Source organism: Halomonas nitroreducens, from assembly GCF_003966155.1.
GTDB lineage: Bacteria > Pseudomonadota > Gammaproteobacteria > Pseudomonadales > Halomonadaceae > Halomonas > Halomonas nitroreducens.
Window position 1 is genome coordinate 37,832 of the sequence record NZ_RXNS01000013.1, and the last position, 23,827, is coordinate 61,658.

Genomic DNA, 23,827 nt, shown 5'->3' on the forward strand with positions numbered 1-23,827 from the left:
TCACGAGACACGCAAATCACGCAGGAATCCACGATGACGCAAGCGACGACAAGCGGCTCGCGTACGGCCGACGTGTGCCTGGTAGGTGGCGGGCTGGTCGGCATGGCCATCGCGCTCGGCCTGCAGCGCCATGGCCTGAAGGTCGCGGTGCTCGACGAGGGGGACATCGCCCTGCGCGCCTCACGCGGCAACTTCGGCCTGGTCTGGGTCCAGGGCAAGGGCGACACCCTGCCGGAATATGCCCAGATCACCCGACGGTCGGCGCGTCTCTGGCCGGACCTGGCCCGTCGCCTCCGGGAAACCACCGGTATCGACGTGCAGCTGGAACAGCGCGGCGGCCTCTACCTGTGCCTCACCGAGGAGGAGCTACAGGCCAGGACGCGCATGCTGACCCGTATGCGCGACGCGGCCGGCGGCGACTACCCCTTCGAGACCCTGGATCTCGCCCAGGTCCGCGACTACTTCCCCGACATCGGCGACGAGGTCGCCGGCGCCACCTGGTGCCCCGAGGACGGCCACCTCAACCCCCTGCTGCTGCTGCGCGCCCTGACCGAGCACTTCCGTGCCCAGGGAGGCGTGATCGACAACGGCGGCCGGGTCCAGGACATCGACCGGCAGGGCGAGGCCTTCCGGATCACCACGCCGGCCGGCGTCTGGTCATGCGCCAAGCTCGTGCTGGCCGCGGGCCTGGGCAATCGCGAGCTCGCCCCCCAGGTCGGCCTGTCGGCGCCGGTGTTTCCCAACCGCGGGCAGGTGCTGATCGCCGAGCGCGTGCATCACTTCCTCGACTACCCCACCGGCCACGTCCGCCAGACCGGCGAAGGCACCGTGCAGATCGGCGACTCCAAGGAGGACGTCGGCTTCGACAGCGGCACCACCACGGACGTCATGGCCCAGATCGCCCACCGCGCCGTGCGTCTCTTCCCGTTGCTGCGCGACGTCAAGATGGTGCGCGCCTGGGGGGCGTTGCGCGTCATGACCCCGGATGGCTACCCGATCTACGAGGCGTCACGGGAGTGCCCCGGCGCCTACCTGGTGACCTGCCACAGCGGCGTGACCCTGGGAGCCCTGCACGAGGGGCCCCTGGCGGACTGGATCGCCCGCGATGAAACCGACCTGCCCCTGGAGGTGTTCCATGCCCAACGTTTCAGCCTTTGAGCGCCTACCCTGCCGACCCCAGGCCAAGGTGACGGTGTTCGTCGAGGACGATCCCGTCGAGATGCAGGCGCACGACAGCGCCGCGGCCGCGGTGCTGGCCGCGGGGCTGCTGCCCTCGCGCACCACCCCGGCCGACGAGTCGCCACGGGCGCCCTACTGCCTGATGGGCGTGTGCTTCGAGTGCCTGGTCGAGATCGACGGCACCCCCAACCAGCAGGGCTGCATGATTGCCGTCCGCGACGGTATGCGGATTCGACGGCAGTGCGGCGCGCGCGACATGCATGGGGAGGGCCCTCATGGCGACGCCTGACTACGACCTGATCATCATCGGCGCCGGCCCCGCCGGCATGGCCGCTGCCGCGGAAGCCGGCCGTCAGGGGCTGCGCTGCGCCCTGCTCGACGAGCAGGAAGAGGCCGGCGGCCAGATCTACCGGGCCATCGGACGCGCTCCCTTGGCGGACGAGCGCATCCTCGGCGGTGATTACTATCACGGCCGCGACCTGCTCCACGCCTTCGAGCAGGCCGGCACGGACTACCGACCGGGCACGACCGTGTGGGGCGTCGAGGACGACCTGAGCCTCGACGTCTCCCGACAGGGTCGCAGCCAGCGGCTCCACACCCGGCGGCTGCTGGTGGCCACCGGCGCTCAGGAACGACCGGTCCCCTTCCCGGGCTGGACCCTGCCGGGGGTGATGACCGGCGGGGCCGCCCAGATCCTGCTCAAGAGCAGCGCCATGGTCCCGCCCGGGCCCATCGTGCTGGCCGGCAGTGGCCCCCTGCTGCTGCTGATCGCCGCCCAGCTGGCGCGCGCCGGTGTGACCGTCGAGGCGCTGCTCGATACCACACCGCGCGGCAACTGGCGTCGCGCGGCGCGACATCTTCCCGGCGCGCTGCGCAACCCGCGGCTGCTGGCCAAGGGCCTGGGGCTGCTCAGGGAGATTCGCCGCGCCGGCATCCCCCACCTCAAGGGCGTCGACGGCCTCGAGGCCCTGTCCCGCGACGGGGAGCGCGTGACGCACCTGCGCTATCGGCAAGCGGGAGAGTCCCGCGAGCGCGAGTGCCGGACCCTGCTGGTACACCAGGGCGTGGTGCCCAACGTCCAGCTGACCCGCGCGCTCGAGCTGGCGCACGACTGGGATGAGGCCCAGCAATGCTGGCAGCCCCGGCTCGACGCCTGGGGCGAGACGTCTCGCCCGGGGATCTTCGTGGCCGGCGATTCCGGCGGCATTGCCGGTGCCCAGGCCGCCGAGGAAGAGGGCCGCCTGGCCGCCCTGGCGATCGCCGAACAGCTGGGTGGCATCGAGGCCGCGGCGCGAGACCGACTGGCCGCCCCCCTGCGCACTCGCCTGGCGCCCCAGCTGGCCATCCGCCCCTTTCTGGATGTGCTGTACCAGCCGGCCCGGCGCTTCCTGGTACCCGAGGATGACACCATCGTCTGCCGCTGCGAGGAAGTCACGGCGGGAGAGCTGCGGCGCATCGCCGATGCCGGCTGCCGTGGCCCCAACCAGGCCAAGGCCTTCTGCCGGGCCGGCATGGGCCCCTGCCAGGGGCGGCTGTGCGGCCTGACCGTCTCCCAGGTCATCGCCGACCAGTGCAGCGAGCCGGTCGATGCGGTCGGCTACTACCACATCCGCCCCCCGATCAAGCCGCTCAGCCTGGGGGAACTGGCCAGCCTGAGCGAACCCGACACCCCGACGAGGAACTGAGATGACCCTGCAACGCTTCGAGACCGGCGTACGCATGAGCCGCGCCATCGTCCACCACGACACCGTCTACCTGTGCGGCCAGGTGGCCGAGGACCGTCACGCCGACATCACCGGCCAGACCGAGACCATGCTGGCCAAGGTCGACGCCCTGCTGGAGAGCGTCGGCAGCGACCGCGAGCACCTGCTCTCTGCGACCCTCTACCTCAAGGACATGGCACTCTTCGACGACATGAATCGCGTCTGGGACGCCTGGGTGCCGGAGGGCAAGGCCCCGGCACGGGCCTGCGTGGAGGCCCGCATGGCCAGCCCGGAGCTGCTGGTCGAGATCTCCGTGGTGGCCGCCCTGTCACGCTGATCCAGCGCGACGTGTCGTCGGTTACGCGGCCCCGCGAGCGATCGCGGGGCCGCCTGCACTGCAAGTCCCGTCAGGTCCGCGCCACCTTCACGGCCGTGCCCGTGGCTACCAGGAACAACATCGACTTGCCGCCGCCGGAGATCTCGCTGTAGTCGAGGTCCACCGCGATCACGGCATTGGCGCCCAGGCGCTCGGCTTCGCGACGCAGTTCGTCCAGGCAGGCGATGCGGGCGTCGCGCAGGGCATCCTGGGAGGACTTGTTGCGACCGCCGAAGAAGTCGCGCAGGCCGGCGAACATGTCCTTGAACACGTTCATCCCGAACACGCACTCCGCCGAGACGATGTCGAGATGCTCGGTGACGCGATACCCCTCGAGATGGGACGAGGTGGTCAGCAGCAGGCGATCGGACATGGGCGTTCCCTCTGGTCGGCATTGGCATGGAGCAACCCCATGTGGGGCCGCTGAGCCTCATCAAGGTAGGCGGCGCCCGCCGTCCGCACAACGCCCGGCTACTCTCCAGGCGAAGCCTCCTGGCCGATCCGCAGGCCATGCTGACGGAGCTTTCTCACCACGCTGGGCTGGCTGATGCCGAGGCGCTCGGCGATGGCGTAGGTCGAGGTGCGCTCGCCGCAAAGCACGGCCAGGATGGCACGCTCGGTGCGCGCCAGGGCCGCCTTGAGCGACTCGCCGTCGCGCAGCTCCTCGCCATCGCGCGCGGCACGCCTCGCGTCGCCACCGGCCGGTGCAGCCGAGGCGCCCGGATAGCGGGCGGGGGCCTCGACCCGGATGACATCGTCGGCCGCCGACAGCCAGGCCCGCTCGAGCCAGTTCTCCAGTTCACGCACGTTGCCGGGCCAGTCCCGGCCCATCAGGTGCTGCCAGACATCCCGCGCCATGATCTTGTCCCGGCCATAGCGATCGTTGAGGCGCCGGAGCTGGCGCTCGACCAGCCCCGGGATATCCTCACGGCGCTCGCGCAGCGGCGGCAGCGTCACCGGAATGACATTGAGGCGATAGTAGAGGTCCAGGCGGAACTGGCCGGTCTCCACGAGACGCGCCAGGTCCTGGTTGGTCGCCACCACCAGGCGGAAGTCGACGCGCCGCGGCCGGGTATCGCCCAGCCGCGTGACGCTGCTGTCCTGGATCACCTTGAGCAGCTTGGTCTGCATCGCCAGGGGCAGCTCGCCGATCTCGTCGAGGAACAAGGTACCGCCCTCGGCCTGCTCCATCAGCCCCGCCTTGCCGCCAGGGGCGGCACCGCTGAAGGCCCCGTGCCGGTAGCCGAACATTTCCGACTCGAACAGGCTCTCCGGAATCGCCCCGCAATTGACGTCGATAAAGGGGCCGGCCTGGCGCCGGCTCCAGCGATGCAGCTGACGGGCAAAGGCGGTCTTGCCGACGCCGGACTCGCCGAGCATCAACACCGTGGCATCCGTCGGCGCCACCCGCTTGAGCAGCAGCGCGACCTCGCGCATCATCCCGCTGCGCACCTCCAGGTCGTCCAGCTCGGCCTCGAGCCCCGGCTCGTCGGCGACGCCGCTACGCCGGAGATGATCGCTGAAACGCCGCTGCAGCAGGGCATATTCCTCCTGCAGCAGCTGCAGGTCGGTGAGATCCATGGAGCGGCTGACCACGGCCGCCAGCCTGCCGTCCCGGAACACCGGGTGAGCCTGGGCGATGACCCGCCGCCCGGTGCCCGTCACCTGCATCAGCTGGGCCGGCTTGCCGGAGCGCATCACCTCGAGGCTGACCGAGGGCCTGAGCACGCCCTGAGCCTCCAGGGCCTGGACGCTGGTTCGGCACAGGTCCTCGCGAGACATGCCGTAGACCGCCGCCGCGGCCGGACTCACGTCCAGGACGCGGCCGCTGGCATCGACCACGAAGAAATGGTCGTGGGCGGTATCGATGATGGTGCGCAGGATATCGCTGTCGAGATCGCCCATGCGGCCCTACCGATACAGGAATGGATCATTGATGCAAAAGTGTATCACCGCCCGGGAGGCAATGATCCACTTCTGCATCAACGAGAGGGAAACTCGCGTCATATCAGCCTGTTAAAACTGGCACGCTTCCTGCTTGGGAAGACAGGACACCCAAGACGAGACGGAGCCTTACGTGAGCGATTTCAATCAACCCCTGGGCGGCAACGAGATGCCGCGTTTCGGCGGTCCCGCCACCATGATGCGCCTGCCCACCCAGGCGAGTGCCGCCGGCCTGGACGCCGCCTTCATCGGCGTGCCCATGGATATCGGCACCTCGAATCGCCCCGGCACCCGCCTCGGGCCGCGCCAGATCCGCGACGAGTCGCGCATGCTGCGCCCCTACAACATGGCGACCCGCGCCGCGCCCTTCGATAGCCTGCAGGTTGCCGATATCGGCGATGTGCCGATCAACACCTTCAACCTGCCCAAGAACCTCGACATCATCACCGATTTCTACGACGAGGTGCTGTCCCATGGCTGCGTGCCGCTGACGCTCGGCGGCGATCACACCCTGACCTGGCCGCTGCTGCGGGCCATCGCCCGCAAGCACGGCCCGGTCGGGCTGATCCACATCGACGCCCACGCCGACGTCAACGAACACATGTTCGGCGAAGAGGTCGCACACGGCTGCCCCTTCCGCCGTGCCCAGGAGGAGGGGCTGCTGGACAGCAACCGGGTGGTGCAGATCGGCCTGCGCGGCACGGGCTATGCCGCCGACGATTTCGACTGGTGCCGCGATCAGGGCTTCCGGGTCGTCACCGCCGAGCAGTGCTGGTACAAGTCGCTGGCCCCGCTGATGGCCGAGGTACGCGAGCAGATGGGCGATGCCCCGGTCTACATCTCCTTCGACATCGATGGCCTCGATCCCTCGGTGGCCCCCGGCACCGGCACCGTCGAGATGGGCGGGCTCACCGGCCAGCAGGGCTTGGAGATCGTCCGCGGTGCCGAGGGCCTCAACGTGGTCGGCGGCGACCTGGTGGAGGTCGCACCGCCCTATGATCCCAGCGGCAACACCGCGCTGATGGGCGCCACCCTGCTCTACGAGATGCTCTGCGTGCTGCCCGGCGTCAAGCGCCGCGACTGAAGCGCCCCGGGCATCGTCACAAGCGTCCGGCCACGGGCGCGCACCACCGACCACTACTACAACATCAACGAGTGAGTAGCCATGTCATCCCATCTGCATTCTGCCGACAACATCAACACCGAGGGCTCGCCTCTCAGCCCATACGGGCTGATCAAGTTCCTGGTTCCGTCCATCCTGGGCGTGCTGCTGTTTCTGGTGCCCTTCTCCACGGGCGACACCATCAACATCGGCATGGGCCTGATGGCCGATGGCCTCAAGGCCCTGCTCGGCGAGGCGCTGCCCGCCATCGCCACCCTGGTGCTGTGCCTGTCGGTGCTGCTGACCGGCATTGTCAAGCTCACCCGGCCCGGCTGGGCCCGGGAGGGCATGCTGCGCGACCTGTTCGACGTCGCCCCTTTGTGGGTGATCATGCGCTCGCTCGGCGCCCTGTTCGCGCTGATGACCTACTTCCAGGTCGGCCCCGAGATCATCACCGCCTCCTTCACCGGCGGCGTGATGCTCAACGACCTGGCGCCGGTGCTGCTGACCTTCTTCTTCTTCGCCGCCATCCTGCTGCCCTTCCTGGTCGACTTCGGCTTCATGGAGTTCATCGGCAGCCTGGTGCGCACGCCCTTTCGCATCATCTTCGGGCTGCCGGGGCGCAGCGCCATCGACGCCACGGCCTCCTGGATGGGCTCCGGCACCGTCGGCGTGCTGATCACCACCCAGCAGTACGAACAGGGCTTCTACAACCGCCGCGAGGCCTCGGCGATCGCCACCAACTTCTCGATCGTCTCCATCGCCTTCGCGCTGCTGGTGACCAGCTTCATCGGCATCAACCACCTGTTCGTGCCCTTCTACCTCACCGTGGTCGTCGCCGGCCTCGTCGCCGCCGTCATCGTGCCGCGGCTGCCGCCGCTGTCACGCAAGCCGAACAGCTACTACGAGCCGGCAGGCTGCCAGATCCAGGAAGAGAACACCGGCAACCAGAACCTGCTGCGCTACAGCCTGGGAGTCGCCGTGGCCCGCGCCGAGAAGGCCCCGGGGCCGGTCAGGCTGGCCAAGCTGGCGCTGTTCAACGTCGCCGACATCTTCTTCGGCCTGCTGCCGCTGGTGATCGCCATCGGCACCGTGGCCCTGGTGCTGGCCGAGTTCACGCCGCTGTTCACCTGGCTGTCCTATCCCATGGTGCCGGTGCTGGAGTGGATGCAGGTGCCCGAGGCCGAGGCGGCCGCCCCGGCGACCCTGGTCGGCTTCGCCGACATGTTCCTGCCGGCGGTGCTGGCCAGCGACATCGAGAGCGAGCTGACGCGTTTCGTGATTGCCTGCCTGTCGCTGACCCAGCTGATCTACATGTCGGAGATCGGCGCCCTGCTGCTCAAGTCCAAGATCCCGCTCAAGCTCTGGGAGCTGGTGGCCATCTTCCTGCTGCGCACCGCCATCACCCTGCCGATCATCGTGGTCATGGGCCACTGGCTGGTGGGCTGAGGACACCCCCATGCCCCTGAATGGAGAGACACCGATGACCTGCGCCGAACTGCTGATCCGCCTGCTGCGCGACACCTACGGCACCGATACCGTGTTCGGCATTCCCGGCGTGCACACCGTGGAGCTCTACCGCGGCCTGGCGGGCGGCGAGGCGAGCGGCCTGCGCCACGTGACGCCCCGCCACGAGCAGGGCGCCGGCTTCATGGCCGACGGCTATGCCCGAGCCACCGGCCGACCGGGGGTATGCTTCATCATCACCGGCCCCGGCATGACCAACATCGCCACCGCCATGGGCCAGGCACTGGCCGACTCGGTGCCGATGCTGGTGATCTCCAGCGTCAGCCGCCGCGACACCCTGGGGCGGGGCCAGGGCCGGCTGCACGAGCTGCCGAGCCAGCAGCAGCTGATCGCCGGGGTCGCCCGCTTCAGCCAGACGCTGCTCGACCCGGACGCCCTGCCGGAGACCCTGGCCCGAGCCTTCGCGGTGTTCGAGGGGGCCCGCCCGGGGCCGGTGCATATCGAGATCCCCATCGACCTGTTCGACGCCCCGGTACGCGCCCCCCGCACCTGGCAACGCCGCGCCCTGGCGCCAGCCGCCCCGGCCGAGGCGGCGCTGGCCCAGGCCGTCGACTGGCTCGGCACCGCCGCCCGGCCGCTGGTGCTGCTCGGCGGCGGCTGCGTGGATGCCCCCCAGGCCGCAAGATCGCTGGTCGAGGCCCTGGACGCGCCCACCGTCACCACCATCAACGCCAAGGGCCTGCTGGGCCGCGACCATCCCCTCGACCTGGGCGCCAATGCCTCGCTGCCCGCGGTGCGCGCACTGGCCCGGGAGGCCGACGTGGTGCTGGCCATCGGCACCGAGCTCGGCGAGACCGACTACGACGTGGTGTTCGACGACGGCTTCCATCTGGACGGCCGGCTGATCCGGGTGGATATCGACGCCCAGCAGCTCGCCCGCAACCAGGCCGCCGACCTGGCCCTGGTGGCGAACGCCGACCAGGCCCTGGAGGCCCTGGCGGCACGCTTCGCCGGCGTGCGCCTGGCCCGCGACGGGGGCGCCCGCACTCGGGCCGCCCTCGCGGCCCTGGACCTGCCACGGGATCCGGCCTTCGCCGCCTATGTCCCGCTGTTCGCGACCCTGCGCGAGGCCCTGCCCGAGGCGATCCTGGTCGGCGATTCCTGCGCCACCACCTACGCCGCCAACCACCTGGTCGCCCAGCCCGCCCCGCGCCGGTTCTTCAACGCCTCCACCGGCTACGGCACCCTCGGCTACGGCCTGCCGGCGGCCCTGGGGGCCAGCCTGGCTCGCCCCGACCTGCCGGTGGTTGCCCTGGTCGGCGACGGTGGCATCATGTTCACCCTCAGCGAGCTGGCCTGCGCCGTGGAAGAGGGCCTGCCGGTGGTGATCCTGCTCTGGCACAACCAGGGCTACGAGGAGATCCGCCGCTTCATGGACAGCGCCGGCGTCACCCGCCTCGGCGTCGACATCCGGGCCCCGGACTTCCTGACCCTGGCCCAGGGCTTCGGCTGCCTGGCCACCCGCGTCGCCGCTCCCGCCGAGCTGGCGCACGCCCTGGCCACCCGGCCCGCGGATGGCCCCCTGCTGATCGAGATCGATGCCGCCGCCTGGCAGACCGCCGTCGACTGATCCCTTTTTGCCCGAGGCCGGCCTCGCTGGTCGGCCCAACCGGAGCCTTGCCGTGCAACGATTGACCAAGCAATTCATCGACAACCAGTGGATCGAGAGCCGGGCCGGGCGCCGCCTGGCGGTCACCGATCCCTATCGCCAGTGCCAGATTGCCGAGCTCACCGCCGGCGATGCGGCCGACGTCGACGCCGCGGTGGCCGCCGCCCGCCGTGCCCTGCCCGCCTGGCAGGCCCTGGGCGGCGAGCGCCGGGCCGCCTATCTCGAGGCCTTTGCCGACGCCCTCACCGAGCGCCGCGAGGCGCTGATGCGCCTCTCGGCGACCAACAACGGCAAGGCACTGGCGGAAGCCGGCATCGACCTGGACGACGCCATCGCCTGCTACCGCTACTACGCCGGCCAGGCCCGGGCGCTCGAGGCGCGCCAGGGGCGCCGCATCGAGCACGGCATGGCCGGCATCGAGGCCCGCACCTACGAGGATCCCGCGGGGGTGGTGGGCCTGATCACCCCCTGGAACTTTCCGCTGGTCACCAGCGCCTGGAAGATCGCCCCGGCGCTGGCCGCCGGCTGCACGATCGTCTTCAAGCCCTCCGAGGTGACGCCGCTGCCCGAGCAGGCGGTGGCCGAGATCGCCCTCCAGATCGGCCTGCCGGCCGGGGTGCTCAACTTGGTACACGGCGACGGCGAGGGCATCGGCGCGCCGCTCACCGCCCACCCCGGTGTCGACAAGCTGTCCTTCACCGGCAGCAACGCGGTGGGCGAGAAGGTCATGCGCGCCGCCGCCGAGGGCTCCCGGGGGGTGTCGCTGGAGCTCGGCGGCAAGTCGCCGATCCTGGTGCTCGACGATGCCGACGTCGAGGCGGCCGCCGACTGGGTGATGGCCGGCATCTACTTCAACTCCGGCCAGATCTGCTCGGCCACCTCGCGGCTGATCGTTCATGCGTCGCTGGCCGAGGCACTCTATGCGGCGCTTGCCACGCGCATCGACGCCATCCGCCTGGGCGATCCCCTGGCCGAGGCCACCGACATGGGGCCCATGACCAGTGCCCGCCAGCGCCAGGCCGTGGAAGGCTACCTGGCCATTGCCGCCGAGGAGGGCCTCACGGCGGTGCGCGACGCCCGCCACCGCGAGCTCCCGGCCCAGGGCGAGTTCGTCGCCCCGACACTGTACCGTGACGTGCCCGTCGACAGCCGGCTTTGGAAAGAGGAGATCTTCGGCCCGGTGCTCTGCGCCCGAAGCGTCGCGAGCGAGGACGAGGCCATCGCGCTGGCCAACGACTCGGCCTTCGGTCTCGCCGCCACCGTGATCTCGGGGAGCACCGACCGCGCCCGCCGGGTCGGCCGTGCGCTGCGCGCCGGCAGCGTCTGGTTCAACAGCGAGCAGCTGGTGATGCCCGAGGCCAGCTGGGGCGGCTTCGGGATCAGCGGCATCGGCCGCGAACTCGGTCCCTGGGGACTTGCCGGCTACCTGGAGGTCAAGCACCTCATCGGTCCGGCGGACTAGGCGCTCCTGCCGCGCGAACTCCCGCAGCACCCCGCGTGGGCAAGGGGCCGCTCCTCGGGCGATGAGCGCAACCGACTAGGGCAGATCCCCCGGCAGCTCCCTCACCCGCCGGATCTCGACCAGGCGCGCTTTTCCGGCATCGAGCGACGACCAGGGCCCGTCGAGCGACAGGCGAGCCAAGCCGGCGGTGGGCAGCAGCTTGCCGTCGTCGGGCACAGCGGGCGGCTCGGGCAACAGCCAGACCAGGAAGGCCTCGAGGCCGGGATTGTGGCCGACCACCATCAGCCGCGAGAGCGTGGCGGGGTAGCGCGACACCGTCTGCGCCAGCGCCTCGGGCCCGGCCTCGTACAGGCTCGCCTCCATCACCACGGCGTCGCCGGGCAGGCCCATCGCCTCGGCGCACCTCTCGGCGGTGGCCCTGGCACGCTCGGCGGGCGAGGTCAGGATGCGCTCCGGTACCCGTCCCTGCCGGGCGAGCCAGGCCCCCATGCGCCGGGCACCGCGCTTGCCGCGCTTCTTCAGCGGCCGCGCCATGTCGCTCATCGGTGTCGACCAGTCGGACTTCCCGTGGCGCAGCAGCAGCAGCTCCCAAGCCATAGGTGCTCTCCATGGAAGGGGTGATGGTCCTCGACAGGGCGGCGGCGTCGCCATCACCTCACCCCGCCGTGACACGGTATCCCCGCCAACGTCGACGGAGGGGCGCCTCGCCGCATGGCTCGCCGTCGACCATCGGTCGCGGGTGATCTCATGATAGCCAGCGGCAAGGCTACCGGCGCGCTCCCCCGAGGCCAGGGGCCCGTCCATCGCCATGGCATCCTCGGGACGTCCCGCCTTCTCTCGTGTGTCATTTTCCCGCCAGAGGTGCACGCTCTTGCCGTAGAATCTACCCATGTCGGCGCCATGAGCCCGTCGCGAACGGGTCACCCTGACTGCCGGATGTCACTTCTTGCCGTCTTCGCGGTCAAATCCTGCCATACCGGCGTGGCTCCTCCGTTGACGGCGGGTCAAGCGGGCATCGATAGGCGACAAGGCCAGCACGACGCGATAACGTCGCCAGCCAGGCAGGCACCCAGCCGAAGGAAAGGATGCATGATGGAAATCCGGCCGCCCCGCACCGACCAGGTGCCCGACTCGCTGCGGGTCCGACGCTACCGGCAAGCCCCGGAACAGGGGCCCAGGCTGCTGTTCTTCAGCGGGGGGTCGGCGCTGGCGGGCGTCTCACGCAAGCTGCAGCGCTACAGCCACAATACCGTCCACCTGGTGACGCCCTTCGATTCCGGCGGAAGCTCGGCCATGCTGCGCCATGCCTTCGGCATGCCGGCCCTCGGCGACCTGCGCAGCCGCCTGATGGCCCTGGCGGACGAGACCGCCCCGGACCACTCGCAGGTCTGCCGTCTCTTCGCCCATCGCCTGCCCATGGAAGCGACGCCGGAGGACCTGCGGGCCACCCTGGAGGCACTTGCCCGCGGCCACCATGTCCTGGTCAGCGACCTCACCCCCGCCCTGCGCCGGCCGCTCTGCCGCCAGCTCGACGTTTTTCGGGAGGCGATGCCTGCGACCTTCGAGCTGCGCGGGGCCTGCATCGGCAACTTGATCCTGGCCGGCGGTTACCTGGCCGGCCGGCGGCAGCTGGCCCCCATGGCCCGCCAGGCCGCCGAGCTGGTGCAGGCGCGCGGCACGGTCCGCGCGGTCGTCGACCATGACTACCACCTGGCGGCCACCCTGGCGGATGGCCGCCGGGTGCTCGGCCAGCACCGCATCACCGGCAAGGAGGTCCCGCCGCTGGACACCCCCATCGCGCGACTCGACCTCTCCGCCAGCGGCGACGCGCATGTTCCGGTCACGGCAACACTGCCCGAGGAAAGCCGCCGGCTCATCACCTCCGCCGACCTGATCTGCTACCCCCCCGGCAGCTTCTATTCCAGCGTGCTCGCCAACCTGCTGCCCGCCGGGATCGGCCGGGCCATCCGCGACAATCCCTGCCCGAAGGTGTTCATCCCCAACCCGGGGCATGACCCCGAACAGGTCGGCAAGGACCTGCCCGGGCTGGTCGCGACCCTGCTCGAGACCCTGCGCCGAGACACCGGCGAGGACTGTCCCGCCACTGCCCTGCTCGACGTCATCCTCATCGACAGTCGGCACGGCGACTATGCCGGCCACCTCGATGCCGACTTCCTGGCCGAGCTGGGCGTGACCCTGATCGACACCCCCCTGGTCGCCGCGAGAGGCGCCTCCCACTTCGATGATGACCGGCTGGTGGCCGCCCTGATGTCGCTGGCCTGACTCATGGCCCGGCGGCGGCACCCGGCCGCAGCGACTCGATGACGAAGGCCTCCATGGCCTGGGCCGCCGGCGACAGGCTGCGCTGCCCCGAGCGCAGCAGGCCCAGCTCGCGCTCGACCTGGGGATCCACCAGAGGGATGAAACGCAGCCGCTCGTACTCCTCGGGGAAGGCCAGGCGCGGCAGGGTGGTGATGCCGATTCCCGCCACCAGCATGGCGGTCAGCGAGATCATGTTGGAGATGTCGAAGGCGCTCTCGACCAGCAGCGGCTCGGCGTCGGTGCCTTCCAGCAGCCGCGAGGTGCCGTTGCGGATCAGTACCTGTCCCTGCAGCGCCTCCCAGCTCAGGCTGTCCCGGCCGGCGAGGGAGTGGTCATCCCGGCACACCACGCCGACGGCATCACGCATCAGCGGCGTGAAGGCCAGGCTGTCATCCTGTTGCCAGAGACTGGTGATCCCCAGTTCGACCTCCCCGCCGGCGACCAGGCGCCTGACGAACTCCGCATTGCCGTCCTGGAGACTGACCCGGAGCTCGGGGTAGCGGTGGATGAAGTCGCCGAGCAATCGCGGCATCAGGCGGCTGGCAACCGACGGGACCGCGGCCATGTCGACGTGCCCGGCCTGCTGGTGGACCTGGGCCAGCAGTTCCCGGCTCAGGCGATCGTGCTGGGTGATCAGCTCGCGGAAGCGCGGCAGGCAGTAGGCCCCGAAGGGCGTCAGGGTGGCCTTGCCGCCCTTCTCGAACAGCGGTTCCCCCAGGCGCTGCTCGAGCTCCCGCACCGCCATGGACACGGCCGGCTGGGTGCGATGCAGCTGGCGTGCCGCGGCGTGAAAGCCGCCAGCATCGACAATGGCCAGCACATAGCGCAACGGCTGGATCTTGAGCTCCGGCAGCATGCCCTCCCTCCTCGCCTGTCGGTAAGAAACCCTGATCGATTCATCTTGATTATTGATTATCCTTATCTTGGACCCTCGCCTAGCATGACGGCAACGTCATCAAGGAGGTTTCCATGTCCCACGTTCATTCCCTCTACATCGACGGCGCCTGGGTCGAGGGCCAGGACAGCATCGCCAACCGCAACCCGTCCGACACCGGCGACGTGATCGGTCACTATGCCCAGGCCAGCGTCGAGCAGGTCGGCGAGGCCATCGCCGCCGCCAGGCGCGGCCTGGCCGAGTGGCGCCACAGCGGGCTGGAGCAGCGCTACGGCGTGCTCATGGCCATCGGCGACGAGCTGATCGCCCGCAAGGACGAGTTGGGTCGGCTGCTGGCGCGGGAAGAGGGCAAGGCCCTGGCCGAGGGTGTGGGCGAGGTCTTTCGCTCCGGCCAGTTCTTCCACTACTACGCCGCCGAGGTGCTGCGCCAGATCGACGAGCGGGTCGACTCCGTGCGTCCGGGCATCGAGGTCGATACCCGCCGCGAGCCGGTGGGCGTGGTGGGCATCATCAGCCCCTGGAACTTCCCCATGGCCACCGCCGTGTGGAAGATCGCCCCGGCACTGGCCTTCGGCAATGCCGTGATCTTCAAGCCGGCCAACCTGGTGCCGGCCAGCGCCTGGGCGCTGACCGAGATCATCAGCCGCCAGGCGCTGCCCGCCGGCACCTTCAACCTGCTGATGGGGCCGGGCTCGAGCGTCGGCGATGCGCTCATCTCGAGCCCCGAGATCCAGGCCCTGAGCTTCACCGGCTCGCTGGACGTGGGCCGCCGCGTGGCCGCCGCCACCGCCGGCAACCTGGTCAAGTGCCAGCTGGAGATGGGCTCCAAGAACGCCCTGATCGTCGCCGACGACGCCGACCTGGACCTGGCCGTGGAGGCCGCCTTCGCCGGCGCCTATTCCGGCACCGGCCAGAAGTGCACCGCTTCCTCGCGACTGATCGTCACCGAGGCCGTGCACGATGCCTTCGTCGACAAGCTGATCGCTAAGCTCGAGACGATCCGGGTCGGCCATGCACTGGAGGAGGGCGTGCATCTCGGCCCCGCCGTGGACGCCCGCCAGCTGGAGTCCAACCTGGCCTGGGTCGAGCGAGCGAAGGCCGATGGCGCCACCCTGGCCTTCGGCGGCGAGCGCCTCGAGCGGGACACCGAGGGCTACTTCATGGCCCCCACGCTGTTCGTCGACACCACCAACAACATGGCCATCAACCGCGAGGAGGTCTTCGGGCCCATCGCCTGCGTGATCAAGGTGCGCGACTACGAGGAGGCCATCGCCACCCTCAACGACACCCACTTCGGCCTCACCGCGGGCATCATCACCGATTCGCTGAAGCTCGCCAGCGACTTCAAGGCCCGTGCCGAGACCGGCTGCGTGATGGTCAACCTGGCCACCGCCGGCACCGACTATCACGTGCCCTTCGGCGGCCGCAAGCACTCCAGCTTCGGCCCCCGGGAACAGGGCCGCTACGCTCGCGAGTTCTACACCGTGGTCAAGACCTCCTACGTCAAGGCCTGAGGAGACGCCCCATGTCCAAGGAAATGCTCACCGTCGATGGCCTGCAGTACTCGAACTGGTCCCGGGAGATCTTCGAGCAGATGCGCGAGGGTGGCGTCGACGCCGTCCACGCCACCCTGGCCTATCATGAGAACACCCGCGAGACCCTGTCACGCCTGGGCGAGTGGAACCGCCGCTTCGAGGCGCATGGCGACCTGATCATGCCGGTGCGGCAGGCGGCGGACATCGCCCGTGCCCGCCAGGCCGGCAAGGTGGGCATCTTCCTCGGCGCCCAGAATTGCTCGCCCATCGAGGACGACATCGACATGGTCGCGGTGATGCGCGACCTGGGGCTGCTGATCATGCAGCTGACCTACAACAACCAGAGCCTGCTGGCCTGCGGCTGCTACGAAGCCGAGGACAGCGGTATCACCCGCTTCGGGCGCCAGGTGATCCGTGAGATGAACCGGGTGGGCATGGTCATCGATATGTCCCACAGCGCGGAGCGGTCGACCCTGGAGGCCGTCGAACTCTCCGAGCGTCCGGTAATCATCTCCCATGCCAACCCGAGTTCCTTCCACCCGGCCAGGCGCAACAAGTCGGACAAGGTCCTCGCGGCCATCGCCGAGTCGGGCGGCCTGCTGGGCTTCTCCGCCTACCCCTTCCATCTCAAGAACGGGCCCGACTGCACCCTCGAGGACTTCTGCGACATGATCGCCCGCACCGCCGACCTGATGGGCATCGAGCATATCGGCATCGGCACCGACCTGTGCCAGGCGCAACCGACCTCGGTGCTGGAGTGGATGCGCAACGGTCGCTGGTCCAAGGAGATGGACTACGGCGAGGGCAGCAAGGCCAACGCGGACTGGCCCCGCCCCCTGTCCTGGTTCCGGGATAATCGCGACTTCCCGAACCTGGCTGCAGGATTGCGTCGGCGCGGCTTCGACGAGGCATCGATCCGCCGCATCATGGGTCAGAACTGGGTCGAGCTGCTGGAACGCACCACGGTGCCGGCAGCGGCGCTCGAGGAGGCTGCCGCCTGACCTGCCCCTGACACGCCATCGGATAAGAACAAAGGCCCTCCCGAGGGGCCGCCAGCAGAGGCCAACGACATGACACAACACAACACCGCTACCCCGACGGCCGACGCGCCGCGGGAACACCGCCTGGGTGACCCCATCGTGCTGAGCCTCAGCGTGGGGTTCATCCTGCTCTTCGTCGCCCTGTCGCTGTATGACATCGAGATGGTGGCCGACGCCATCGGCGCCGGCTTCGCCTGGACCGCCAGCACCCTGGGGTCCTACTTCCAGCTGCTGTTGCTACTGACCTTCTTTATCGGCATCGGCTTGGCCTTTTCGCCCGCCGCCAGTGCCAGGATCGGCAACCTCGCCACCCCGGAGATCAGCACCTTCAAGTGGCTGTCGATCATCATGTGCACCCTGCTGGCCGGGGGCGGCGTCTTCTTCGCCGCCGGCGAGCCGGTCTATCACTTCGTGGTCACCCCGCCGGCCTTCAGCAGCGAGGCCGGCACGGCCGAGGCCGTGGCCGGGGCTCTGGCCCAGTCCTTCATGCACTGGGGGTTCCTGGCCTGGGCGGTGCTGGGCTCGCTGACCGCCGTGGTGCTGGCCCATGCCCACTACGACAAGGGCCAACCGCTGCAGCCCCGCACGCTGCTCTACCCGGTGCTCGGCGAACGGATCATGGGCGGCACCTTCGGCGGCGTGGTCGATGCCCTGTGCGTGATCGCCGTGGTTGCCGGCACCGTCGGCCCGATCGGCTTTCTGGCCACCCAGGTGAGCTTCGGCCTGCACGAGCTGTTCGGCGTCTCCGAGGGCTACGGCACCCAACTGGCCATCCTGGTCGCGCTGGCGGTGGTCTACGTCACCTCGGCGATCACCGGCATCCACCGCGGCATCCAGCTGCTCAGCCGCTTCAACGTCTTCCTGGCGCTGGCCATCGCCGCGGTGATCTTCGTCTTCGGCCCGACGCTGTTCCTGACCAATGCCTTCACCCAGGGCTTCGGTACCTACCTGACCTCCTTCTTCACCATGGCCACCATGACCGCCCAGACCGCCCCCGACTGGTGGATGCAGTGGTGGACGGTGTTCTTCTTCGCCTGGTTCATCGGCTATGGTCCGCTGATGGCGATCTTCGTCGCGCGCATCTCCCGGGGCCGCACCATCCGCCAGATGATCCTGGCCGTGGCCATCATGGCGCCCATCGCCACCACCGTCTGGTTCACCCTGCTCGGCGGCTCGGGCATCCACTACCAGCTGACCGGGGTGATCGACCTGACCGAGGCACTGAACAACTTCCAGTTCGACGTGGCCACCCTCACCGTGGCCCAGGCGCTGCCCGGCGGCACCCTGATGGCGCTGGCGATCCTGGTGCTGACCACCATCTTCGTGGCCACCACCGGCGACTCCATGAGCTATGCCATCGCCGTGGTGGGCTCCGGCCACGACCGCCCCAGTACCCTGGTGCGCGCCTTCTGGGGCATCGCCATGGCGCTGATGGCGGGCATCCTGCTGTACATGGGCGCCGGCCAGATCAGCGTGCTGCAGCAGTTCATCGTGCTCACCGCCATCCCGGTGTCGCTGGTGCTGCTGCCGTCGCTGTGGACCGGCCCACAGGCCGCCTACGCCATGGCCCGCGCCCAGGGCCGGTCCACCCGCCGCGCACCGGAGCACGACCATGCCTGAGCTGACCCTCCCGACCACTCCACTGGCTCCGCTACGCCCCGCTGCCGAGGTGATGGAGCTTGAGCGACTCGGCAGCCTGCCCGCCAGCCGGCTGAGCTTCGTGCGCAGCCTGGTGCGCCAGATGGCGCGCCAGCGCTGGCAGATCAGCCCCAGCCGCTTCGACCTGGACGAGCGGGGTCATGGCATTGCCATCTATCGACTGCAGACGCCCCAGGGCCGCTATCACGGGGTGATCTTCTCCCAACACCTGGACGACGACCAGCGCTCCGACCGGGTGATCGCCCAGGCCTGGGACGTCACCTTCGGGGTAGTGGAGGGCGATGTGGACGACGCCCTGCTCGAGCAGATGGCCGACAACGTGCCGCTGCAGGAGGCCGGGCGCCAGCACCCGCGGCTGCTGGTGCTGTCCCGGGCCAACCGCAGCCTGCGCAACTTTGCCCACTTCGTGGAGGCGCTGTCCGCCGGGCACCAGCCCGACCCGGCCTGGCTGACCCGAGTCGGCTACCTCTACCGGACCACGGCGGTCTACGGTAACGGCAAGTTCGGCATCGCCGACTTCGTGCGCCTGCAGGACAACCCCGACTTCCATCGGCCCTTCTCGGCCCAGATGCTGGCCGTCTACCTGCTGCGCCACTTCTCCATCGAGCAGGTGGAGCACATCGCCCGCTGCCGTTCGCCCGAGCGTGCGGTGCCCATGGCCACCGAACTGCGTCGTTACCTGGGCATCGGCAACTCCACCGGCCTCGGCATGGCCCCCTTCCTGATCAACCATCCCCAGTTGATCCAGCAATGGGTGCACTGCCGGGAGACCGCGCTGGCACTGGCCCTGGGCCAGGCGCCGGACGAGCAAAGGCGCGGGCGACTGATCGCCCTGACCCACCGCGCCATGCATCACCTGGACCAGACGGTCAGCGAGGACACCGACCAGGGCGCGCGGAATGCCGCCATCGTGGCGGCCCTGCCCGAGGTGATCGCCTGGCTCGAGGAGGTGCCGCTGGAGGATGACCTCTGGCAGCAGCTGGTGGCCTGGAGCTCACGTACCCTGCCGCTGGAGGCCCAGGAACTGGTCAACACCCTGCTGCTCGAGCTCTACCCCGAGCTTGTCGATCCGCTGGAGGATCGGATGGGCACCGAGGAGTGCCTGGAGCTGACCCCCGACATGCCCCTGGTACGCCTCAAGCAGCTGATCGAGACCCACTACGACTGGGCACTGGCCGAGGACTTCGAGCGCCCCGAGGCACGTCACTGGTTCTGGTACCGCTCCGCCGAGAAGGAGGAACCGCGGCTCGGTGTGCGCGGCGAGGAACCCGGCGCCGAGAAGGAACTGCCGCTGGCCATCGCGCCCCGCGTGCACCATACCCATGGGGTGCTGAGCGACTTCCTGGAGGCCAACCCCCGCGCCCTGGTGGTGGAATTCCTGATCGCCCACCCGCGCCACAAGGACATCGTGCGTCGCATCCAGTCCATGGTGGAGACGCCCTACGGCGAGATCCGCGCCAACCTCTGGCACCGGGACATGAAACCCATGCACCTGCTGCGCACCAAGCTGTCGTTCTTCGGCGCCAGCCGTTTCGACCCCAAGTCGGACCGCTGGGTGCGCATCACCCTCTTCCAGGGCGCGCCCCTGGTCGAAGAGCTCAACGCCGAGCCCCGGGATCTGGCCGACTTCGATGACTGGAGCTTCCCGCTGGAGCCCCAGGGCGTCATGCCCTCACAACGACAAGGCGCAGGAGAGACATCATGAAGGCGTCCTACAACGAGCTGCAGGGCCTGTGCCGCAAGGCCTTCATCGGCATGGGCTTCGAGGAAGGCGACGCCGCGGATGCCGCCGACATGGTCGCCTGGATGCAGTGCTTCGGCCTCGGCGGGCTGGCCGCCCTCAACCGCGGCCTGGACTTCCTGCTCGACGAGGATCCCGACGAGCTGCCCAGCGTGCTTTACCAGGACGGCGACCTGGCGGTGGTCGACGGTCATGGCCAGAGCGTGCTGCGCAGTTCCACCCTGGCCATGGAACTCGGCTTCGCCAAGGCCCGGGCCCGGGGCCTCTCGGTGATCAAGATCCGCCACTGCCACAACCGGCAGTTGATCATGGGCTACCTGGCCCGGCTGGCGGGACGCGGCATGAACGTGACCGCCTTCTGGCGCAACGCCCAGCAACCACCGACCGAGCAGGTGGTGGGGTTCCGTGCCAACGGTTCGGCACCGGAGATCCGCGTCTATGCAGTGCAGGAAGTTCCGGAGGAGAACGAGCCCAACGACGGCATCACCCTGGTGATGGCCAACCACGTCGACCTGCTGCCGGCAATGCGCTCGGACTACCGCTACGACCTGCTGGCACGCCATGACGAATCGGACTTGCTGGCCTGCCGCAACCAGTCCCTGGCGGAAGGCATCGAGGTCGACGAGGCCGTCTGGGAACGCCTCAAGCACCTCGCCACCCGCATGCTGGTGGAGGCCACCGAGGCCTCCCGAGAAGGTGCCGGTGCCGGCACCAACGACAATGACTGAGACGAGACATCCCCGATGATTCATCCCGTACGCACCGACCTCTTCGCCTCCCAGGCGCCCCTGGAATGGGCCGTCGTCGGCAACGGCATCCTGTTCACCGCCCAGATTCCCATCGGCGCGGACGGCCAGGTGGTCGAGGGCGGCATCGAGGCCCAGACCCGCCAGACCCTGGACAACCTCGCCCACACCCTGGAGAAGGCCGGCGCCGGCATGGCGGCCCTGACTCAGGTGCTGATCTATGTCACCGCCCGGGAGGATCTGGCCACGGTCAACCGCGTCTACGCCGAGTACGTGCGCGAACCCTACCCCAACCGGGCCGCCATCATCGTTTCCGGCTTCGCCCGGGAGGCGATGCGCGTGGAGATGGTGGCCTATGCCGCGGTGACGTCCGACGCGGCCTGAAGCAGGCCCCCATCACCGAACGGGAGCGGCGCGTCGCACCGCTCCCGAGTCACATGACTAGCTCACCACCAGGCTGGCCGCCCGGCCTCTCAGACCGAACGCCTCCGCCACCGCCGCATGGGTGATTCGTCCATCATGGACATTGAGCCCCGCCAGGAAGTGGGGATCATCGGCGAGGGCCTGCCGCCAGCCCTTGTCAGAGAGTGAGATGATGTAGGGCAGGGTGGCATTGGTCAGCGCCTGGGTGGAGGTGCGGGCGACGGCGCCGGGCATGTTCGCCACGCAGTAATGCACGACGCCATCGACCAGATAGGTCGGTTCGGCATGGGTGGTCGCCCGGCTGGTGGCGAAACAGCCGCCCTGATCGATGGCCACATCCACCAGCACGCTCCCCGGTTTCATGTCGGCCAGCATCTCGCGGGTGATCAGCTTGGGCGCTGCCGCCCCCGGGACCAGCACGGCACCGATGACCAGGTCGGACTCCCTCACCACCTGCTCCAGGGCATCGGCGGTGGAATACAGCGTCTTCATGCGTCCCTGATAGCGGTCATCGAGTTGCTCGAGACGCGCAATGGACCTGTCCAGCACGGTGACCTCCGCGCCCAGCCCCAGGGCCATCCGCGCGGCATTCTCGCCGACCACGCCCCCTCCGATCACCGCCACCCTCGCCGGCGCGACCCCCGGCACCCCGGGCATCAGGATGCCGGCGCCGCCCTGGGCCTTCTCCAGGCTGTGGGCTCCGGCCTGCACCGCCATGCGCCCGGCCACGGTGCTCATCGGCGCCAGCAGGGGCAGCCCGCCCTGGCGATCGGTGATGGTCTCGTAGGCGATGCAGGTGGCCCCGCTTTCCATCAACCCCTGGGTGAGATTCTCCTCGGCCGCCAGGTGCAGATAGGTGAAGAGCGTCTGGCCGGCGGACAGACAGGCCACCTCCTCGCGCTGGGGCTCCTTGACCTTGAGGATCAGCTCGGCCTCATGCCATAGCGCCGCCACGTCGCGCTCGATCCACGCCCCGGCCGTCTCGAAGGCCGAATCCGCAAAGCCGGCCCCATCTCCCGCCCCGGCCTGGATCGTAACGCGATGGCCGCGACCGACCAGTTCACGGGCCCCGGAGGGGGTCAGGGCCACTCGGTACTCATGATTCTTGATTTCTTTCGGGACGGCGATATGCATGCGCGCTCCTGGTTGTCGTCATGGGCTGGAGGATTGACGACCTCAGCCTGAGCCGTCCCTCCGCGGGATTAAACGCATGAATCGTTAAGCTCATGACAGCAAATGCTTACCTTTCTATCGCCCTGCCCCCTCCACGAGGGCCGCCGCAGAGAGGCCCGAAGCGTCAGTCAAAAAAAGTTTGACCAAATGGAAAAAAGTGCTCTAGATTGGAATTTACCATTTGGTAAAAACGCAGACCGCGTCATGCCAAGCAGAACACAAGACAAGCGCACAACAACAACAGGAGGCGCTGCTTATCATGCTGACCCGTCGGCAGGCACTGGCGCTGGAAACGGCGCCGAATAGCGAATTCCAGACTCTCTCCGCTCGTGCGGCCCAGCTGCGTGATCGGCAATGGGGTAAAACCCTCACCTACTCCCGCAAGGTCTTCGTCCCGCTGACCAACATGTGCCGCGACGACTGCGGCTACTGCACCTTCGTGCAGAAGCCGGGCTCCGAGGCAGCCCGAGTGATGCGTCCCGAGGAAGTCATGGCGGTGGTGCGCGAGGGGGAGCGCCTGGGCTGCAAGGAGGTGCTGTTCAGCCTCGGCGAGAAGCCGGAACTGCGCTATCCGGAAGCCCGGGAGGCCCTGGCGGCGCTGGGGCACAACAGCATGATCGACTACCTCGCCGAGATGTGTGCCCGGGTGCTGGACGAGAGCTCGCTGCTGCCCCATGTCAATGCCGGCACCCTGTCGGACGCTGACGTGGCAAGGCTCAAGCCAGTCAGCGTGAGCATGGGCATGATGCTCGAGAACGTCAGCCGGCGCCTGCTGCAGCGTGGCGAGGCCCACTTTGCCTGCCCGGACAAGGTGCCCGTCCAGCGCCTGCGGACCCTGGAGCGGGCGGGGCGCCAGGGCGTGCCCTTCACCACCGGCATCCTCATCGGTATCGGCGAGACCTGGGCGGAGCGGGTCGACAGCCTGCAGGCCATCAACGACCTGCATCGTCGCTACGGCCATATCCAGGAAGTCATCGTCCAGAACTTCCGGGCCAAGCCCGGCACGGCCATGGCAGGGAGCCCGGAACCCAGCCTCGATGACATGGTGCGCACTCTGGTGCTGGCCCGCCTGCTGCTGGATCCCTCGATCAGCCTCCAGGCCCCGCCCAATCTCGCGGAACGCTTCGCGGCCTATATCGACGCCGGGATCAACGACTGGGGTGGCATCTCGCCGGTGACCATCGATCACATCAATCCCGAGCGCGCCTGGCCCCAGATCGCCTCCCTGCGCCAGGCGACGGCCCGTTGCGGTTTTGGGCTGGAGGAACGCCTGGCGGTCTACCCCCGCTACCTGAGGCAGGCGCCGGAGCAGTTCTTCACGCCCTCCATCGCCTCCCGGCTATCCGGCATCGCCCGCGCGGATGGCCTGGCACTGCAGCAGTGCCTCTGAC

21 protein-coding genes are annotated in these 23,827 nt (G+C 69.0%); 16 read left to right on the top strand and 5 right to left on the bottom strand.

The window, feature by feature from the left end; translation table 11 throughout:
* The first annotated feature begins 33 nt into the window (after nt 1-33).
* The 4 genes from EKG36_RS13865 to EKG36_RS13880 are packed head-to-tail and all read left to right on the top strand — an operon-like array spanning nt 34 to nt 3,219.
* Nucleotides 34-1,158, top strand: a complete 1,125-nt coding sequence (locus EKG36_RS13865) for an NAD(P)/FAD-dependent oxidoreductase (protein ID WP_126485101.1) — start codon at nt 34-36, stop codon at nt 1,156-1,158.
* Nucleotides 1,136-1,468 carry a (2Fe-2S)-binding protein gene (locus EKG36_RS13870; RefSeq protein ID WP_126485103.1) on the top strand — a complete coding sequence of 111 codons (333 nt, stop codon included), beginning with the start codon at nt 1,136-1,138 and terminating at the stop codon, nt 1,466-1,468. The genes EKG36_RS13865 and EKG36_RS13870 overlap by 23 nt, the downstream gene beginning before the upstream one ends.
* On the top strand, nt 1,455-2,864 hold the full coding sequence (locus EKG36_RS13875) for an FAD/NAD(P)-dependent oxidoreductase (protein ID WP_126485105.1): 1,410 nt from the start codon (nt 1,455-1,457) through the stop codon (nt 2,862-2,864). The genes EKG36_RS13870 and EKG36_RS13875 overlap by 14 nt, the downstream gene beginning before the upstream one ends.
* A 1-nt stretch (nt 2,865) precedes the next feature.
* Nucleotides 2,866-3,219, top strand: coding sequence for a RidA family protein (locus EKG36_RS13880; protein WP_126485107.1), 354 nt, complete (start codon nt 2,866-2,868; stop codon nt 3,217-3,219).
* 70 nt (nt 3,220-3,289) lie between these two features.
* Here the strand turns inward: EKG36_RS13880 and EKG36_RS13885 are convergent, their stop codons facing one another.
* Complete coding sequence (locus tag EKG36_RS13885) at nt 3,290-3,631, bottom strand: YbjQ family protein (RefSeq protein WP_185827561.1); 342 nt, start codon at nt 3,629-3,631, stop codon at nt 3,290-3,292.
* Nucleotides 3,632-3,729: 98 nt separating this feature from the next.
* A complete protein-coding gene (locus tag EKG36_RS13890) occupies nt 3,730-5,163 on the bottom strand; it encodes a sigma-54 interaction domain-containing protein (protein ID WP_126485110.1) in 1,434 nt (477 codons plus the stop codon).
* Between the two features lie 172 nt (nt 5,164-5,335).
* Here EKG36_RS13890 and speB point away from each other — a divergent pair, with 172 nt between their 5' ends.
* The 4 genes from speB to EKG36_RS13910 all read left to right on the top strand — a co-directional run bounded on the left by speB (nt 5,336) and on the right by EKG36_RS13910 (nt 10,902).
* The gene (gene speB, locus EKG36_RS13895) at nt 5,336-6,286 is read left to right on the top strand and encodes an agmatinase (RefSeq protein WP_126485112.1); all 951 of its coding nucleotides are present in this window, start codon (nt 5,336-5,338) and stop codon (nt 6,284-6,286) included.
* Between the two features lie 81 nt (nt 6,287-6,367).
* Nucleotides 6,368-7,753 carry a YjiH family protein gene (locus EKG36_RS13900; RefSeq protein ID WP_126485114.1) on the top strand — a complete coding sequence of 462 codons (1,386 nt, stop codon included), beginning with the start codon at nt 6,368-6,370 and terminating at the stop codon, nt 7,751-7,753.
* Nucleotides 7,754-7,763: 10 nt separating this feature from the next.
* A complete protein-coding gene (locus EKG36_RS13905; protein ID WP_246007516.1) occupies nt 7,764-9,401 on the top strand; it encodes a 5-guanidino-2-oxopentanoate decarboxylase in 1,638 nt (545 codons plus the stop codon).
* Between the two features lie 52 nt (nt 9,402-9,453).
* Complete coding sequence (locus EKG36_RS13910; protein WP_126485116.1) at nt 9,454-10,902, top strand: aldehyde dehydrogenase family protein; 1,449 nt, start codon at nt 9,454-9,456, stop codon at nt 10,900-10,902.
* A 75-nt stretch (nt 10,903-10,977) separates the two neighbouring features.
* Here EKG36_RS13910 and EKG36_RS13915 read toward each other — a convergent pair whose 3' ends face one another.
* Nucleotides 10,978-11,499, bottom strand: a complete 522-nt coding sequence (locus EKG36_RS13915; protein ID WP_126485118.1) for a SixA phosphatase family protein — start codon at nt 11,497-11,499, stop codon at nt 10,978-10,980.
* 492 nt (nt 11,500-11,991) lie between these two features.
* Between EKG36_RS13915 and EKG36_RS13920 the strand changes: the two genes are divergently transcribed.
* Nucleotides 11,992-13,185, top strand: coding sequence for a GAK system CofD-like protein (locus EKG36_RS13920; RefSeq protein ID WP_246007517.1), 1,194 nt, complete (start codon nt 11,992-11,994; stop codon nt 13,183-13,185).
* Nucleotide 13,186: 1 nt separating this feature from the next.
* On the opposite strand, the gene EKG36_RS13925 is transcribed toward EKG36_RS13920, so the two are convergent.
* Entirely contained in the window at nt 13,187-14,080 is an 894-nt protein-coding gene (locus tag EKG36_RS13925) for a LysR family transcriptional regulator (protein WP_126485120.1), read from the bottom strand.
* A 113-nt stretch (nt 14,081-14,193) separates the two neighbouring features.
* Between EKG36_RS13925 and EKG36_RS13930 the strand changes: the two genes are divergently transcribed.
* The 6 genes from EKG36_RS13930 to EKG36_RS13955 all read left to right on the top strand — a co-directional run bounded on the left by EKG36_RS13930 (nt 14,194) and on the right by EKG36_RS13955 (nt 21,224).
* Nucleotides 14,194-15,633, top strand: coding sequence for an aldehyde dehydrogenase family protein (locus EKG36_RS13930; RefSeq protein ID WP_126485122.1), 1,440 nt, complete (start codon nt 14,194-14,196; stop codon nt 15,631-15,633).
* A gap of 11 nt (nt 15,634-15,644) precedes the next feature.
* On the top strand, nt 15,645-16,655 hold the full coding sequence (locus EKG36_RS13935) for a dipeptidase (RefSeq protein WP_185827562.1): 1,011 nt from the start codon (nt 15,645-15,647) through the stop codon (nt 16,653-16,655).
* 69 nt (nt 16,656-16,724) lie between these two features.
* The gene (locus tag EKG36_RS13940) at nt 16,725-18,314 is read left to right on the top strand and encodes a BCCT family transporter (RefSeq protein WP_126485124.1); all 1,590 of its coding nucleotides are present in this window, start codon (nt 16,725-16,727) and stop codon (nt 18,312-18,314) included.
* Nucleotides 18,307-20,058, top strand: a complete 1,752-nt coding sequence (locus EKG36_RS13945; protein ID WP_126485126.1) for a hypothetical protein — start codon at nt 18,307-18,309, stop codon at nt 20,056-20,058. Before EKG36_RS13940 ends, EKG36_RS13945 begins: the two co-directional genes overlap by 8 nt.
* Entirely contained in the window at nt 20,055-20,822 is a 768-nt protein-coding gene (locus tag EKG36_RS13950; RefSeq protein ID WP_126485128.1) for an Ldh family oxidoreductase, read from the top strand. Before EKG36_RS13945 ends, EKG36_RS13950 begins: the two co-directional genes overlap by 4 nt.
* Before the next feature lie 15 nt (nt 20,823-20,837).
* Nucleotides 20,838-21,224, top strand: coding sequence for a RidA family protein (locus tag EKG36_RS13955; protein WP_126485130.1), 387 nt, complete (start codon nt 20,838-20,840; stop codon nt 21,222-21,224).
* Nucleotides 21,225-21,281: 57 nt separating this feature from the next.
* Here the strand turns inward: EKG36_RS13955 and ald are convergent, their stop codons facing one another.
* The gene (gene ald, locus EKG36_RS13960; protein WP_126485132.1) at nt 21,282-22,397 is read right to left on the bottom strand and encodes an alanine dehydrogenase; all 1,116 of its coding nucleotides are present in this window, start codon (nt 22,395-22,397) and stop codon (nt 21,282-21,284) included.
* Between the two features lie 298 nt (nt 22,398-22,695).
* Between ald and cofG the strand changes: the two genes are divergently transcribed.
* Complete coding sequence (gene cofG, locus EKG36_RS13965; protein WP_126485134.1) at nt 22,696-23,826, top strand: 7,8-didemethyl-8-hydroxy-5-deazariboflavin synthase CofG; 1,131 nt, start codon at nt 22,696-22,698, stop codon at nt 23,824-23,826.
* Nucleotide 23,827: the final 1 nt, after the last annotated feature.